The sequence below is a fragment of the Candidatus Laterigemmans baculatus genome (assembly GCF_010367455.1).
Classification (GTDB): Bacteria; Planctomycetota; Planctomycetia; order Pirellulales; family Pirellulaceae; genus Laterigemmans; species Laterigemmans baculatus.
The window spans coordinates 70,978-85,693 of record NZ_WRPR01000126.1; the positions used below are offsets into that span (position 1 = coordinate 70,978).

Below are 14,716 nucleotides of genomic sequence, written 5' to 3' on the forward strand. Positions count from 1 at the left end.
ATGATCGCCGGACCTTCACCGCCCGCATCGTAGCCGATGAATCCTTTTAGGCCAAGCGAGCCGCTGAAATGGCGAGTGGGTCAGTTTGCGACCGTTCTGAGTGGACATTAACTCGCTTAGCCAAACCTCCTGATGCGGACAAGCATGTAACCGGCCTGCCCTGTTCCTATTCTGGTCCTCCGGAGCCCCTCAAGGGATCGTCTTCATTCGTCGCATTTCCTTGCACGTCCGGCGTTGGACTATGGAAAGGAACATGCTCTTTGGTGGTCTTGGTAAATTCGAATTCACGCATCAGCGAAAATGCGAATAGCAGATTGCCAACCAAAAGCAGCAGGATGCCTGGGGACGCGGACGCAAGTTTGATCTTCGCAGGACCGACTCCAGCATCTACATCGTAGTCAATGGTCACGCCGACGAGAGCAAGAAGGACCCCCAGGAAGACCTGCAGGATTCCGAACAGCAGGCCAAGGGCAGTGAATGTAAGCTTCGCGGTTAAAACCTTGCCGTCAAGTTCCGACACAAAGAATGGAGTAAGCAGGGCGACAAGCACTGCTACACCGATTAATGGAAACCCGATTTTGCAACCAAGAAAAAAGATGCCAATCAATCTTTCGGATGTCTCTTTTTTTGTTTCATTGGAAACGGCAGTCACTGCTCGGTTCCTCCAGGACATACAAACTGCCCGGTGCGTGTGCTGAAGAACCGAAGCGTGCCTTCGTCTAGAGCCTCGGGGATCGGCACGCCGTTCGCATCGATCATAGCTGCGCAGGTTTTTGCTTTCACTGTGACGATGAGGAATCTGCCGGACTCGTCGTTCTTTGTTTCGACCGATTCCGCCGGCAGTGCGGTTCTTGAAACAGGCTCGTTGTTTCCATCCCAGAGTCACAGTACATAACGACGTTGATAGAATCTGTTGGTTGGGAGCGATGCCGCACCATATGGCATGAAAAGGCAGATGTGTCGAGTGGTGTTCGCGCCAGCGTTCTCAAATTTCACGTAGTCGCGGACGCCAGGGTAACGGCCGGATCGGTACTCATTCCCCAGTGCGTTGCTGGCGGTCGGAACGGGCTGCCAATTGTTGTTGTCGTCGAGGTACTCCATGTGTGCTGAGACATACATGCTCCCGGAGTCTGCCTCTTGGAGAGCGGTCATGTACATCATGTCGCCGATCTGGAAATCTGAGCCGCCAACGCGAGTTCGACTGAGCACGCCCGTAGCCATCATGCCCATGTCGGTTAGCTGCTGCGAATGCACATAGTGGGCCTGTGAGAGCCACAGTAACAACGCCACGGTCAGTGTTTTGAACCGCATGATAAGACTCGGGTTTGTTTTGTGGTGTGACGGGATCGAGCGGTGGGCCACTGCAGACACCCTATTCATTAGCACACCTCGCGGTCGGTGAATCTGGGTGCATCGTGTTGTCATTATGGCTTCGGTTTGTAGTCAAGGCTCGTGGCACCTTCAAAATCGGTCGGTCGAGGAAAGATACAGCCAAGTACGTCAGCAATTAGCTCGCCCTTTTCGTTGGTGCGTTCCTTCTCTCCGGGGCCGGAAAGGGAGAAGCCGGATTTACCGTAGCTAAACTGCTGTCCGTATAACTCCACTCCAATGAGGCCAGGGAGTTCGCAGTCTTCGGGTGCGAAAATGGCAAACATCGGAACGATGAATCCAGCAGGGTGAATGATGTCGATCCGATTTCGATTTTTTGAGTCTTTAAAGACAAACCGACGGATTTGTGGTTGGAAATAGTGCAGCTCAAGCATGACACCATTTGAGCCCGGCAGTTTCGGTATCTCGTCGATATCGATAAGCAGGTCGTGCTTGGAATCTTTGGCCGTCTCTTCTAGTTCTTCGATTCCTTGAACTCCTGCGCCGATAGCCGGGCCACTGCCGACCTCTTCAAGCGGACGCGAGAAGACGCCGAGACCCTTCGACTTGCCATCTTCGTCCAAACCGGAACGGACACCGTCACCCGAATACTGCACAAACCCACTCCGATGGTGCGTGATCTTCAGTCTGCCTTCGTCAAGTTCCGAGAGCTCAACGGCATCGCTAAAGGCAACGCACTGCTCGTTAGTGTCATAATTGACCGTCATCTTCGACAGGACGGCCTTTCTGGCGGAATGATAGGGGGCGGTGAGGGAATACGATCCATCACCCGTGAAGAGGAGTTTTGCGAACTTCCTCCGCTTACCGTTGGATTCAATGATGATGAGGTGTTTCGAGGATTTCGCCATTGAGAATTCGCTGAGATGAATTTGATCTTTGGCCAGGTTGCCGGAGCATACAGGGCAAGGGCTTCAGTTAAGCCGCATGTCGCATTCGTGTGCCCCCCCCCCGATAGTACCGGGGGGTGGAAAGGGTGTCAAACCGAGGGGGCTAAGAGTCTGCGTTTATGGCACCTCCCTCTGGCGATCAGGGAAGGCAGCACGATCGTCCGTTCCAGTTCCGCTGCGGGCTCTGCGGACAATTAAGCCTGCTGGGTGGCGACTCGGGGAGATTGCTGCTGCGATCGACGGATTGGGACGGAACAGCGATGCTGCTGCTTTCACTTGGTCGTAGTCGAGTCGGAGCTTCTGTCCCGTCCACAGCTCGAAGTGCCTTTTCGCGGCCATCAGCCGCCTGTTGAGCAGACTTTCGCTCTCGCCGCGGCGTGTGTGGCTATCGCGGGTATCGTTGGAGTCACGAGTCAGCCAAACGAGAGTAGGCGAATATCGCTCCAGGCCCGGCATCCACCGCTCGAGGTGCTCGCAAAACCGTGGATCTTTAATCACCCACGGCTCGGGCAATGCGGCAAGCACAGACGGAATCTTCCCCCACGCCTTCGCAATGTTGCAATTCCGCACGCTCACGCTCTCTCCGTACTCGTCGTCGGCGTCCGCGAGATTCCATCCAAGCGTGCCGAGCATCTTGGACAGTACGGTGGAGCCGGTGTGCCCCACGGTCAGAAGGACGATGTTCGGCCGATCGATTAGCTCGGACTCCACCACCCGCGCTAGCACCGCCCAGGTCCTAGCGGTGCCCCGGGCAAAAGCCAAGCGTCAGTGTTTCCGGGGGATCGGGTCGGGGAGCTGGAACAGCTGGATGCTGTCTGGGCAGAGGGAGCACTGCGGCTCGTCTTCGCGAAGGAAAGCCCGCAGTTCCTCCACTGTGCAGTCCTCCGGCAGAGGCTTGTACTGGCGGAACAAATCCCACGCCTCCCCCTGGTCGCCGAGCTTTGCCTCGACATCCGAGAAGTAGGCCAGCGGTGGGCACTTCCAAAGGTGGCGGCGATAGATCGGGTGGCTATCGCGACACGGGCAAAGCTGCCATGCCTTCCTCTGGTTTCCGCCGATCGGCTCGATCCCATCTTTTGTGGCCCGGTAGAACCGCTGCCACTTCGCGTCCGACTCAACGAACCGGACATCAACCCCATCCATCAGCCACGGGTAGACCAGCTTGCGGATCTCGCGCTCGTGCTGCTGGTACCGCGGACTCCGGTGATGAAGGCTGATCCAAAGGCAAACATTGTTCGCCTTCATTACCTCGGGGAGCCGCGGATGCTTGTGCAGAAAGAACCCGTTTGTCGTGATCCGCTTCTTGCCCGGGAACAGTTCCGACACCGCTTCGGTGACTTCGGCAAGGTGCGGATTGAGAGTAGGCTCACCGCCCACCAACGAGAACAGGTCGGGATCCAGACGATCCGCCCAGGGGCGAAGCTCGTCAATCGCTCGCTCGGGCGTCACCAGCTCCGCGCGGACGTGGAAGTTGGAAAAGTGGCTGCACGATTCGCAACTGAGATTGCAGGCGTTGGTGACGTGATAATCAACGATCGGAACCTTGATCTTGGATGTCATTGCGGGACGTGCTTGTAGTATCGGTGGAAGTACTGCTCGTTGAACCGGCGCAGGCGGTGCCCGCGGTTCGTCTCATGCCATAGGTGGAACATCGGACCCGGAAGCCTCAGCCGATCCTTTCCGGCCGAAACGATCGCCGAATGAAACGCGACGTCCTGCCATCCCCACTCGATGAACGCCTCGTCCATCCCACCGGCCTCGAGAAACAGCGACTTGCGGATAACCCAAATTCCGCCGTAGGGCGGGATGTGCTTCCGGTTTCGCCGGTAGGTCTTGCCGCTGACCGGCTTCCGTGGGTCGCGTCGAATCAGAGCCTTGGCCTCGTCGGGCGTCGTGTAGCAGATGCAGTTGGCCTCCTCCATCTCGAATTGCTTGATCCAATACACGTCGTCCATCATCCAGACGAACCGATCCAATTCAGTCGCCGCGGCAATCAGCTTGGAATAGCAGGCCTTGAATGCGTGATGGTCCCTCTTGCGAATCCGCGGCTTGGAGATGAAATCCCCCGTGTACCAGCCGGGCTTGTCGCCCACCACAACCACGCGGGCGCCCGGCTGATATTTCAGCACCGATCGAATCGAATACCGAAGCTCGTCCCCCACGGCACCGTCCGCCCAATAGGTCCACACGAAGGGCCACGCCTGCCCTGCTGCCGTGCGGTCGGATTCGTGTTTCTCGATCGCGCTAAGAATCCGCCCCGCCGCCTCCACCTCAGTGATGGCCGCCTTCCCCTTTGCAATCTTGATCATCCACTTCGCCAGCCGCCCGACATTCTCCCGGCACTTCTCGGTGCCCCATCGATTCATCGTGGCAACGAAGTCACGGCAGAGGCAGTTGGGAGCATTCGGATTGAGCCACGCCACGCTGTCAGAGAGCGTGCGTCCGACGCCACTACGAAGATCGTCGGGGATGTCAGACGGCGGGAGCTTGATCTGAACCATCGCCCGCAGCCGGTTCGCCCGGTCCGCTTCGCCCGCATTTCGCAGAGCGTGAACCACCGAATCGGCGTTGTAGAGAATCGCGGAGGTTGCGGCGGAAGACTGCTCTCCCACCAAGGGAACGCCCAGGCTCATAGACCGATGCTCCCGCTCGGGACGAAGTTGACAGCGATGGACGTCTCAGCCATCCGCTCGGGGTACATCTGCACGCGGTACCGGATGCCCCCGACTTGCCCCGTCGCACCGACGTCGGCCACCTTGGAAACGCGAACGTGCTGGGGCTGAGCTGACTCTCGCGCCTGCAGCAGGGAGGCAACAGTGGTCAGGGTCGCCACCGCGTCGGTATCGCTCACCGGGGAATTGGCGACGTCGGAATCAGCCACCCGGATCCAATCGGCCTGCACGACCAGCTGAGATCCGGTGCCGCCGCTTACCGCGACCTGCTTGGACTCCCGCCGCAGTTCCCCGCTGGACTCCACGACGTAGAAGGCGCAGATGAAATCCAGCTCGGTCGCCACGTCGCCGCTGGAATCGGGAACAATCACCGGCCGCTCGGTGACAATCCGCCGCCCGTCCGCCATCGTCGCCGGGATGTCCGACTTGCCATCGCTCCCGCCCGTCCGGTAGACGCTCGGGAAGTAGCTCATCCGATCGTCGACCGCCTGCGGGCTGACCATCAGGGGCTCGCCCGACGCCGGGCAAATCTGCATCAGCCGGTACGGCAGCAGCGACAGCCGATCTACGGACAGCGCCTCGGGGAACGAGACCGACGTGGGCTGCGGGACGCCCTCGCCTTGGCCTCGATCGTGGTGGCGCCGAGGCTGGCTATCACGTTGCTTTGATAATCTGCCGCGCGACTGATACGGTCCATCTAGGAAATGAGGTGGCAGCGGCCGTCGTTTCCCTGCGAGTAGGGGGAGGCCGCTGGTCGACTACGCGTCTCCTCGGGTGCTCAAACAGGGCCGCGATCGTTGTCAGTCGCGATTCTGTCGAACATCGCGAGCTGGGTGGTCGCTGGCGATTACGGTAGCTAAGAGTGTTGTCGACGGCTCGAAGTCACGGGAAATCCATGGAAGCGGTGCTGTTTTGGGGCTGGACGCCCGCACCGAGAGTGTCGCGGTGGGTCACGAGTGGGGCCTGACCCATCTCGTGCGGCGGCCGTGGATTCGCAATTTATGGCGGCCGACGGAGTGCCTCGACACCGCCACACCTCCAACAATATCTGGACACCTTTTGGTCTCCACGGTTGTGCTGGCGGCGATGATTCGACGCGAAGCGGTCGCACCGGGCGTCACGCGACCCAGCAACAGAGATGACCTACTCTGCGATTTGGTGGGCTGACGTAGAGAGACCTGCGCGGCTCGGATCCAGCTGTTCAACGCGATAGCTTGGGAGGATGTCCTCAAGGGACTGGGTCGGCAGCGGACAGCAGAATCCCCTGTAGCGGCGACGCGTGGTGCAAGATGCCAGCGAGGCCATATGGGCGAGGGAGGCGGGGAACTCGAAGTGAATCAGATCGGCCAGCTCCTGGATCAGCGACCGAGTGGGACGCTGCTGTCGGCCGGTCTGGTCCGTGTTCTCCGTAGCCTTTCGTCGTACGTGTACAGCCACATCAACTCGTCGTGGAGCGGCTTGAGTTCGGCGATCCGGAGGCGAACCGCCACGCGGTGCAGCGTGCCGTCTTCGGACCACTGGCGGAAATAGGCATGGAGCGAACTCCGTGTGCCGTATTTCTCGGGCACGTTCCTCCAGGAGCAGTTCTTCGCGTGGCGGAACAGGATCCCGTTGAGCACCGCCCGCAAATCGATTTCCTGGGGCCGACCTGGAGTGGGTTGATGTGGGCGACGGAGTACACCGGACACAGCGTGCCACTGGTCGTCGGTGAGATCGCTCTCGAGGATCGGCAACTCGTCAGGGATGACCGATTGCCGCCAAGCGTACGGAGACGGACGGTCGTCGGATTGCGAATCAGCCATGGTTGGAGCTCCTGATTAAGTTATGACTCCGGGATGTGGTGCTACCCAATCAGGCTACCAGGCGAGGCGACAACCGCTGCTGGATGGCTGGTCCCCGATAAATACAGACGACGCGTCGAAGTCCGGCACGGCCTCAATCAAAGGCGAGGGTACGGCTGTCAGTAGCCGGTCAGATGCTCGTGGGGGCGAAGCAGCGATCCCGGCAGTAGTGACCGTCGGGACCGGCTGAGCGAAGGTCCGTAGCAGCCGTGGACATGGCCCTTCTGAACGTTTGAGTCCCAGGAGTCTGCCTCTTGGCTTCCGGGGCCTGTGCGGAGGGATTGAGGCTTCTTCAGCCCAGGATCGAGATGTCCCATCAAATTTCCCAGCTCGCAGCGTTCGCCTCGCCTCGACTGCGGCTCGTGGACATTTCTCGGTGGGTGCGGGGGCGCGCGGCGTGGAACGGCTGCCCTCGAATTGAGGATGTGGATCGCGGCGGTTCTCGGATCGCTGCCGGGCCTCCTCGGAGCTGTATCGCGTGGGGAGCAGGTCCTCGTCTGTGTGGACGGGCGGGATTGGACTGCACCCATACCGTTCCGAATTTGCAGGTCCAAGGGCGCTTATCATTAGCGCCCTCGGGTACTTGGTCGCAACTTTCGGACGGATTCGGGCCTCGTTCATGGAGCGTACCGGCATCGAGTAGATCCTCTGTGCACGGGATCGCGGTGAGCGGATTGTCCTGAGCCAGTATTCGACTTGCAGATCTTCCTGGAACTCGGATCGCCTCCGGGAGTCTTCCCTCGGAGTGGCCTGTAATCTCGAGCGGTCCCGGGAGCGGCATCGTCGACGAACACTCGAGATCAAATCAGTCGCAGGCGTCTTCTCGAATTCAGTGATGGGCCGCACGTGGTGATCTTGTGTGACAGTGATCGCCTTGGAAACGTCGGCACGACTACGTCCCATCGCTCGGCGCGACTTCATCCCCACCGGCATGCGACTACCTTCGCCTCGAGCTCCTCAGAGGCCGTCTGGGGCGTTTGGATCACTTCGGGCGGCCCCGGAGCCTCGGAAGCCGTATGGCGTGCGTCTGTGAGGCTACGGGGGCCACGGTCGAGGCTGCTTTCGAGGTGGGTTCCGATGGTTCGGCGGGCTTCGTTAATTTCAGCGTAGTGTTTCGTGATTGCATGCCCAGGGCACGTTACCGAGCAGGCCTTCGTGGAAGGCTTTGTTGTGCAGTCGCTCCCAGAGTCCCCGGAGCTTTTGGGGTTGTCCGTGAATAGAGGACGCTTTGGTGGTGGAATTGGGCATATCTGTGTCGGGTCCTTGTGGAAATAGGGCGAGATTCTCTCGGGCGCTTACTCTTGGCGCCTCGAAATCAGGTAGCCCCCAGCTCTGCTTCTGTTCGGGAGCGGGGAAGACAAAACCAATCGATCCCCGCAACCGTTTCTGCTGCGTCTCACGCAGGGAATCGCAAATCGGCTTTGGCGTATTCGACGAAACCGGTTCCGCGTTCGGGCTTATTCACTGTCATTGAATGGTCTCCGCGTAGGTGATGGATGACAGAGCTCTCGAGCAGAATCGACCTACTCGCAATTACCCGGTCTGGGATGTCTGTAAGGGTAGTAGTACGTCGATCTCGATAGCTGCCCCTCCGGGGCGCTTACGGTTAGCGCTTTGGAAGCGGAATCCAGAGCCTCGATTCGGGGTCGAATCGAGCGTTATGGTCGCCGATTGGGTTCTTGTGCGGATAGGGCACTGTGAGGACTTCTTCTTCGCGCTGTGCGTTCTTCCGCTTGAATTGTTCGAATCGCTTCGGCAGCCCGGCGATCGAGGCGATCCGAACTTCGGTTTCGACGTAGGGTTTGACGAAGAAGCCGCAGTAGCGGCCGATGTGGGCTAGTCGCTCGGCGCTGTGGGACTGTTTGGTTTGCCGTCCCTGATCGACGCGGATGACTTCTCGGCTGGCGAGCCGGAAATCGAATTTGTGGGCTTTCGCTTCGAGGTACTTCTCGATGAGGTCCAGGGGCGACCTTGGGTCGGTCATTTGGGCGACGTAATGCAAGTGCGGCTGGAAGCGGAATCCCCGGGTGGTCACACGCCTGTTGAAGTGGACGAAGAAGTCGAGCTGGTAGACGGACGAGAGGGCGGCCGTTCCGAATCGTCGCCGGTCGTTGTTGGCTTGCCAGCGAATCGATTCGCGGACTTCCGTGACGTACTGCTGTAGTTCGAGGAGGGTATCGAGAACGTTATCTTCGTGGATCAGCGGTCCGAGGACGGCGCCGAAGAGAACGTTGATCCAGCGGTTCTTCTTGAGGCGGGCGTGCGCCATTCGGCGGTAGAGCCGGCTGAAGCCCTCGGCGCGGCTACGGGCGCAGAAGGGGCAGATGAAGGGGAGCTTGCAGACGTCGTTCGGTTGGCCGTCGGAGAAGCTGGTGGCACACGCCTGGAGTCTCGGGAGGATCTCGCGGATCTTCCGTGGGCTGTACGCGTGCTTCTGGAACTCGTCTTTGGCGTAGAGCCAGCTGAAGTGGCTGCCGAGCATCTCCTCGAGGCCGAGAATCAGCCTGTGTTTTGCCGACAGATCTTCGGCGAGTCGCTCGCGGTCGAATTTGCCGAGGGCGAGGGCGATGGTCTCTGCGGATGCGGGGCACGATTTCCTCTGCCTCCTGGAGCGCCGTAGGGGGTTGGCCATTTTCGAGGTTTTCTGGGGAGCATGCTGTTGGCGGCGTAGGGCGAGATCAACTCGCCTGATTGAGGGAACGGACTCGCCTCAGCGTTGCGTGTCGAACGGGGGTAGCGCTCGACGAACCGCGGCCGCAAATGCCTTGAGCGGCAGCCGGTTCGTCGTGAGACGAGAGGCTCGGACTAGTTGCGGTAACCGAAGCAACTTGGAGTGAGCAGCACCGAAATTTCCCGCAAGTCCAGCGGGTAGTTCTGGGTGTTGCAGCAGGTGAGGCATTCCGCTGCCAAGGGAGTGGCGGCCGTCTGGGGAACCGGTGCGGGGCCAGACGGTGCGGCCGCGTTAGCTCTGTCGGCAGCGAGGTGCGTCTTCGGTCGCGTCGGGAGCTGACTGTCCCGCTCCCGGCAGGAGAGCTCGGGAGTGGCGGGACGCGTCAGCTGAGACCGATCGCGACAGCTCTGCACGCGAATCGTCACGATCGCCTGATACGCCTGGTGATGCGGCGTCGCTTCTTGCTATCCGACGGGTCGGGGGGCATCGGCGAGATTCCCCCTGCATCGAGGGCCTGCTCGGCTTTCTCGATGGCTGTGAGGCGGTCGGGCTCAGGGGACGCGGTAGACGGCTCCCCTGCTCCCTCGCCCGAAACGCTTGCGAAGAATTCCCGCAGCCATTTCTCAGTGGTTCGCCGGGCGCCCAGAGCGTATATAGTTTTCAGCTTCACGCCGCGCAGGCCACGAGAGGCCCAGCGGTGCAGCGATGCGACATGAGGTCTGTCGTTCGTGAGCTGTTCTACTATGCCAACGGCCTCCGTGAGCCGTAGTAGTCGTTCCGTTGATTCTACGTTTTCCATGGCGACTCCTCGCGTGTCAAAGTGACGTGATGCGAGCGAGTCTACGACTACTCGATAGAACCTGTCTTCTTACCTGAGATGCTATTTTTGTTGTTTTTCTTGCTACTTTTCTTGGGGCGAGTCTCGGTTATCACAACGTGGTTTTTCCACCGGTGCACGCCTCGAGGCTCCGTGATACCCCTCGCTTCCAGTTCATCAAGCTGGGCGTGAAAGCGACGCTTTAGGCTTTCCCAATTGTTGTCGGCGGAACGCTCGGACCACCTGAACGCCTTCGCGACCTTCTCCTTCGCCACACTTCCTTTCGGAAGGCCAAGTAGTCTTCGGGGGGTGCGTTCGTTTTCCGTTTCGGGATTTGCTGCAGCTTCATTCATCAGGTTGGCGAGGATTTTCGGTTGCCCAGTCAGGTTCGCGATGACGGCACTAGGCCACAGGTGCTCCAATGCTCCAGGGTGTTCCCCGGTCTCGTCCCCGGTTTCGTCGCTGGTGTCGTTGTCGCAGGTTTCCTTGTCAGCCTCTATCGAAACCGGGAATACCGTTGCTACCGTTCCCAAGCCGTTCGCCAAAAACTCCGTCACGATTGTCGCGGCTGTTTCGTTGGTCTGGTCGTTGCTGCCTGTGGACGGAGTTGCGTGCTCAAGTTCTGACGCAAGCGTATCCAGGGAACAGCTCTGAAGGATTCTCTCCGGCAAAACGAGTCCCTCTTCCAGCAAACGGCTGATCGACTCTATCAGTGGTGAGTACTCGGCGACGACGTCTTCCTTTCCGACCTTCGAGATCTCGATGATCTCACGATCGTTAGCGAAAACGTACTTGTGGGTCTGGGCAGTGGTGCCCGTTACTCCGAGGAAGAACCAGCCATCACGCGGATCGAATTCCCACAGTCCACGCTCGTTCGGAAAATAAGCAACTCCGGGAATACCGAAGTTCGCGTGAAAGTACAGTTCGGGAGGAGCTTCATTGGGAGAAGGAGGTCCCTCGACCCACTCGTACGCTTCCTCCATCGAGATTTCCTCGAGCGTTGCCGTGCTCTCGTCTTCGCCTTCGATTAGGTGTCGAAGCGCCCAGTTCCACCTGGCTTCGTCGAAAACAAGGGCTGTCCGTCGAGGCTTTAAAGCGACTAAACGCTCACGGGCGACGTCAAAGAAAGCAGTAGTGTCGGCCGCTTGCAGCTTAGATTCGTCGCGCTCGTCGAGGTGGGTGCCTTTCGGAGGTAAGCCCTTTCGGCTCCGCAATTCTTCCTCAAAGTCGCCTTCGCAGTAGAACGGATCGTACTTGGTCAGTACGACCTTCCATTCGGCCGCTTGGCGGTCGCCGCTCATGGAGATGCCTTTTCTCGCAGCGGGCTGACGCGGCCGGCTGGATGAAAAGGCGCATCCGGCCGGCCGCGTCGCGCGGGGATCAATCCGCTCGCCCACGTACCGCCGCACCGTCGTGCGGCGATATTTCAGAGGGTTCGCCGGCCGTCGCCGGCGAACGAGTACGTCGCGCTTCAGCCGATCCTGCGGGCGACTTCGCGAGCTTTCTCAGCGTCTCGCTCGGCGTAGATCTGCGTCACATCGGCTGCAGCGTGGCCGAGTATAACTTGCGCCGCCTCGAGGCCGAACTGCTTCCGAACCTCGGTGCCGCGGGTGTGCCGGAGCTGGTTCGGGTGCCAGCGGTGCTCCTTCTGCCAAGCATCCAGTTCTTCTCGCTCGGCTTCCGAGAGTCGCCGGCCGCGAGCCGCCCTGCTCTCCCCTTCTCGCTGTCCCAGCGGCTCCGGAGCTTGGAAGGCAACGTCGCAGGCGTTGTGGATCGCATGCCGGTACGAACTCGGGTCGAAGCACACCTGCGGAGTCCGCTGTCTCTCGGTCGATTTGCGGTCGGCGTTGGAACGCTTGCCTCGACGATTGCCGCAGCTCGGCGGAGTCTTTCTCGCTTCGCTGGCAGCCTGCCGGCGCTGTTCGACCGCTTCGGCCATGGAGAAGCACACCTGATCAGGGGCGCGCAGCAGGTACGGCCGCAGCAGGGCTTGGGCCTCGGGGCCGATGTAGACGATCCGTTGCCGGCCGTGGTGTTCGGTTTTGTGCCCTTCCACTCGGTACTCCCAGACGTCGGTCGAGCGGTCGACATCGCCTGGCCGGAGCGTGCAGACTTCGCCGGGACGGGCGCCAGTCAATAGCTGGAAGCGGATCATGTCCTGGATCACCGGCGGTAGGTGCGGGATCGTCCGCTCAACCACCTCCAGCGGCACCGGCTGAATGGGCGGGGGCTCCGGTAGATCACAGCGGCCCTTCTTGAGACCAGGCACTGCGGTCAGGGAGTGAAGCACGGCGCCGGGGATGAGCTCCTCGGCCACCGCCCAGCGGAAGATGCGTGTCAGCCGTCTCTGGTTCTTATTGACCGTTGGTCGGGCCTGACCCCGGTCGATCCAGAGCTGGCGAACCGCTTTCAGTTTCTTGGGTCCGAACGACTCGGCCGGTTCGCGGCCATAGAGCGTCCGTGCATCGCGGATGACGAGCCGGAGGGCGTCGAGCTCGTTCGTGGGCTCGCCGTTCTTGACGTAGTAACGCTGGGCGTGGTTCCAGAAGGCGGCCAAGACTTCGACGACGGTGATCGCCTGTTCGCTCGGCTCCGGATCTCGCTTGGCTTTGGGAGCGGTCTCGCCGGCTAAAAGAAGGCCGTACTGGCGCCTCGAATCTTCGGTGCCGTACTCGCCGATGTAGATGTCGCGGTCACCAATGGTGACGACGGCGCGACCGGTCGCTTTGTGCAGTCGATAGGCGGGTGGTGCTTGATTTTTGCCGCGTGCCACGTGCTTTTCTCCCCGTGTCGGGCAAATCCGGTAGGACTACCGGATTTGCTGGCGGGAAAACGTCGCACGGGCACGGTGCCCGGTATCGATTTGAGTAACGATTCGACTGGGTTTTGTCTCAGTACACCCGAAGGGATTCGAACCCCTAACCCTCGGTTCCGAAGACCGATGCTCTATCCAGTTGAGCTACGGGTGCGTGTGGTTGTGTGGGGGCTAGTATGCCAGCGCTGCGGGCGGCTCGTCAATCACTCCCGGAGACCGGAGACCGGAGACCGGAGACCGGAGACCGGAGACCGGGGGCCAGGGGCCAGGGGCCAGGGGACAGGGGCCAGGGGCTGTGGGTGGGGGTCAGTGGATGTCGCAGATCAGGCACTTGAGGTAGTCGGTCTCGGGGCAGGAGACTCGCAGCGGGTGATCCGGGGCGGCGGTGCGGCTTTCCATGACCGTGATGTCGCGGCTTGCCCGACGGCCGACGTCGACGAGCGTGTTGAGGAAGTCGGCGCGGCTGACGCGTCCGCTGCAGCTGCAGGTGACTAGGATCCCGCCTGGATCGAGCAGGTCGACGGCCGAACGGTTCAGCCGAAAGTAGGCTCGCAGCGCCGCGTCGACGTTCTTCCGCGTTCCCGCCAAGCGGGGCGGATCGACGACGACCATCCCGAACTTGCGCCCCTCGCGAGCCATCGCTGCCAACGTATCAAAGCAGTCGCCGCTCTCGAAGCGAATGTTGCTCAGCCCATTCCGCTCGGCATTCGCTCGGGCCGTCTCGAGCACCTGCTCGCTGCCGTCGACCCCCAGCACGTCACTCGCCCCGCGGGCCGCGGCGACCAGGCCAAACCCGCCGGTGTGGCAGCACATGTCCAGGACCGTGCGGCCGGCCGCGTAACGAGCCGCCGCGGCGTGGTTGTCACGCTGGTCCAAGTACGCCCCGGTCTTCTGCCCCCGCAGTAAATCGACGCTCCACAGCAAATCATTCTGCTCGTACAGCACCGGCTCCTCGTCGCCGAGCGCCCCGCGAATCACGCCGCTCGGTCGCTGAAACCCTTCGGCCGACTGCAGCTTGGGATCGGTGCGGAGGACGATCGCCCGCGGACCGACGAGCTGCTCCAAGCGGTCGAGGATCGCGTCCAGATAGGGTTCCATCGCGGCGGCGGTCAATTGCACGACGAGCGCGTCGGCATAGCGGTCGACGATCACGCCACTGATCCCGTCCGCTTCGCTGTAGACCAACCGCACCGCCTGGCGAGGGCCCGAGAGGCCGCAGAAAACGCGGCGGGCCAACGCCTCCTCGATCCGCTGGGCAAAAAACGCCTCGTCGAGCGGCTGCTGCGGATCCCAGCTGTAGAGCCGCACCCGCAATTTGCTGTCCGGATTGTAGAGGCCGCGGGCCAGCCAAGAGCCGTCATGGGCGACCAAGTCGACGACACTCCCCCGGTCCAATTCGGGCTGGGCCTCGATCAACGAGGAAACATGGACCCACGGGTGACGCGCCAGGAACGGAAACTGACGCGAGGGTTTTACAGCAACGGTAGGGACAGCGGCCAACAGGTCGACTCCAGGTGGGGCAAACACCGAAGCCTAGCAGAGAGCCGAGGAAAAGCGAGGTGGGAGCGGGGAGCGGGGAGCGGGGAGCGGGGAGCGGGGAGCGGGGAGCGGGGAGCGGGGAGCG

At 60.9% G+C, this 14,716-nt stretch carries 14 protein-coding genes and 1 tRNA gene; all 15 read right to left on the reverse strand.

Annotated elements, in window-relative coordinates; genetic code table 11:
• Positions 1 to 166: 166 nt before the first annotated feature.
• The 15 genes from GNK13_RS19490 to GNK13_RS19560 all read right to left on the reverse strand — a co-directional run bounded on the left by GNK13_RS19490 (position 167) and on the right by GNK13_RS19560 (position 14,592).
• A complete protein-coding gene (locus GNK13_RS19490; protein ID WP_164104235.1) occupies positions 167 to 652 on the reverse strand; it encodes a hypothetical protein in 486 nt (161 codons plus the stop codon).
• A 230-nt stretch (positions 653 to 882) separates the two neighbouring features.
• Positions 883 to 1,311, reverse strand: coding sequence for a hypothetical protein (locus GNK13_RS19495; protein ID WP_164104236.1), 429 nt, complete (start codon positions 1,309 to 1,311; stop codon positions 883 to 885).
• 113 nt (positions 1,312 to 1,424) lie between these two features.
• Positions 1,425 to 2,237: a hypothetical protein gene (locus GNK13_RS19500; protein ID WP_164104237.1), complete on the reverse strand. Its 813-nt coding sequence runs from the start codon at positions 2,235 to 2,237 to the stop codon at positions 1,425 to 1,427.
• Positions 2,238 to 2,393: 156 nt separating this feature from the next.
• Complete coding sequence (locus tag GNK13_RS19505; RefSeq protein WP_164104238.1) at positions 2,394 to 2,987, reverse strand: hypothetical protein; 594 nt, start codon at positions 2,985 to 2,987, stop codon at positions 2,394 to 2,396.
• A 54-nt stretch (positions 2,988 to 3,041) separates the two neighbouring features.
• Positions 3,042 to 3,836, reverse strand: coding sequence for a radical SAM protein (locus GNK13_RS19510; RefSeq protein WP_164104239.1), 795 nt, complete (start codon positions 3,834 to 3,836; stop codon positions 3,042 to 3,044).
• Positions 3,833 to 4,909 (reverse strand): galactosyltransferase-related protein, encoded by a 1,077-nt coding sequence (locus tag GNK13_RS19515; protein ID WP_164104240.1) that lies wholly within the window; start codon positions 4,907 to 4,909, stop codon positions 3,833 to 3,835. Before GNK13_RS19515 ends, GNK13_RS19510 begins: the two co-directional genes overlap by 4 nt.
• Complete coding sequence (locus GNK13_RS19520; RefSeq protein ID WP_164104241.1) at positions 4,906 to 5,484, reverse strand: hypothetical protein; 579 nt, start codon at positions 5,482 to 5,484, stop codon at positions 4,906 to 4,908. Before GNK13_RS19520 ends, GNK13_RS19515 begins: the two co-directional genes overlap by 4 nt.
• An 822-nt stretch (positions 5,485 to 6,306) precedes the next feature.
• Positions 6,307 to 6,750 carry a transposase gene (locus GNK13_RS19525; RefSeq protein ID WP_164104242.1) on the reverse strand — a complete coding sequence of 148 codons (444 nt, stop codon included), beginning with the start codon at positions 6,748 to 6,750 and terminating at the stop codon, positions 6,307 to 6,309.
• A 1,645-nt stretch (positions 6,751 to 8,395) separates the two neighbouring features.
• Positions 8,396 to 9,421 (reverse strand): hypothetical protein, encoded by a 1,026-nt coding sequence (locus GNK13_RS19530; protein ID WP_164104243.1) that lies wholly within the window; start codon positions 9,419 to 9,421, stop codon positions 8,396 to 8,398.
• 173 nt (positions 9,422 to 9,594) lie between these two features.
• The gene (locus tag GNK13_RS19535) at positions 9,595 to 9,885 is read right to left on the reverse strand and encodes a hypothetical protein (protein ID WP_164104244.1); all 291 of its coding nucleotides are present in this window, start codon (positions 9,883 to 9,885) and stop codon (positions 9,595 to 9,597) included.
• Positions 9,882 to 10,259 (reverse strand): DUF1580 domain-containing protein, encoded by a 378-nt coding sequence (locus GNK13_RS22135; protein WP_164104245.1) that lies wholly within the window; start codon positions 10,257 to 10,259, stop codon positions 9,882 to 9,884. Before GNK13_RS22135 ends, GNK13_RS19535 begins: the two co-directional genes overlap by 4 nt.
• 47 nt (positions 10,260 to 10,306) lie before the next feature.
• Positions 10,307 to 11,578, reverse strand: a complete 1,272-nt coding sequence (locus GNK13_RS19545) for a hypothetical protein (RefSeq protein ID WP_164104246.1) — start codon at positions 11,576 to 11,578, stop codon at positions 10,307 to 10,309.
• A 170-nt stretch (positions 11,579 to 11,748) separates the two neighbouring features.
• Positions 11,749 to 13,050 carry a tyrosine-type recombinase/integrase gene (locus GNK13_RS19550; RefSeq protein WP_164104247.1) on the reverse strand — a complete coding sequence of 434 codons (1,302 nt, stop codon included), beginning with the start codon at positions 13,048 to 13,050 and terminating at the stop codon, positions 11,749 to 11,751.
• Between the two features lie 122 nt (positions 13,051 to 13,172).
• Positions 13,173 to 13,246, reverse strand: a tRNA-Arg gene (locus tag GNK13_RS19555).
• Between the two features lie 152 nt (positions 13,247 to 13,398).
• Positions 13,399 to 14,592: a class I SAM-dependent rRNA methyltransferase gene (locus tag GNK13_RS19560; RefSeq protein ID WP_235935345.1), complete on the reverse strand. Its 1,194-nt coding sequence runs from the start codon at positions 14,590 to 14,592 to the stop codon at positions 13,399 to 13,401.
• Positions 14,593 to 14,716: the final 124 nt, after the last annotated feature.

Excerpts from the sequence above, each read along its gene's own strand:
- GNK13_RS19525 (WP_164104242.1), bottom strand. The coding sequence starts at position 6,750 with ATGGCTGATTCGCAATCCGACGACCGTCCGTCTCCGTACGCTTGGCGG.
- GNK13_RS19515 (WP_164104240.1), bottom strand. The coding sequence starts at position 4,909 with ATGAGCCTGGGCGTTCCCTTGGTGGGAGAGCAGTCTTCCGCCGCAACC.
- GNK13_RS19510 (WP_164104239.1), bottom strand. The coding sequence starts at position 3,836 with ATGACATCCAAGATCAAGGTTCCGATCGTTGATTATCACGTCACCAAC.
- GNK13_RS22135 (WP_164104245.1), bottom strand. The coding sequence starts at position 10,259 with ATGGAAAACGTAGAATCAACGGAACGACTACTACGGCTCACGGAGGCC.
- GNK13_RS19495 (WP_164104236.1), bottom strand. The coding sequence starts at position 1,311 with ATGCGGTTCAAAACACTGACCGTGGCGTTGTTACTGTGGCTCTCACAG.
- GNK13_RS19530 (WP_164104243.1), bottom strand. The coding sequence starts at position 9,421 with ATGGCCAACCCCCTACGGCGCTCCAGGAGGCAGAGGAAATCGTGCCCC.
- GNK13_RS19500 (WP_164104237.1), bottom strand. The coding sequence starts at position 2,237 with ATGGCGAAATCCTCGAAACACCTCATCATCATTGAATCCAACGGTAAG.
- GNK13_RS19545 (WP_164104246.1), bottom strand. The coding sequence starts at position 11,578 with ATGAGCGGCGACCGCCAAGCGGCCGAATGGAAGGTCGTACTGACCAAG.
- GNK13_RS19520 (WP_164104241.1), bottom strand. The coding sequence starts at position 5,484 with ATGCAGATTTGCCCGGCGTCGGGCGAGCCCCTGATGGTCAGCCCGCAG.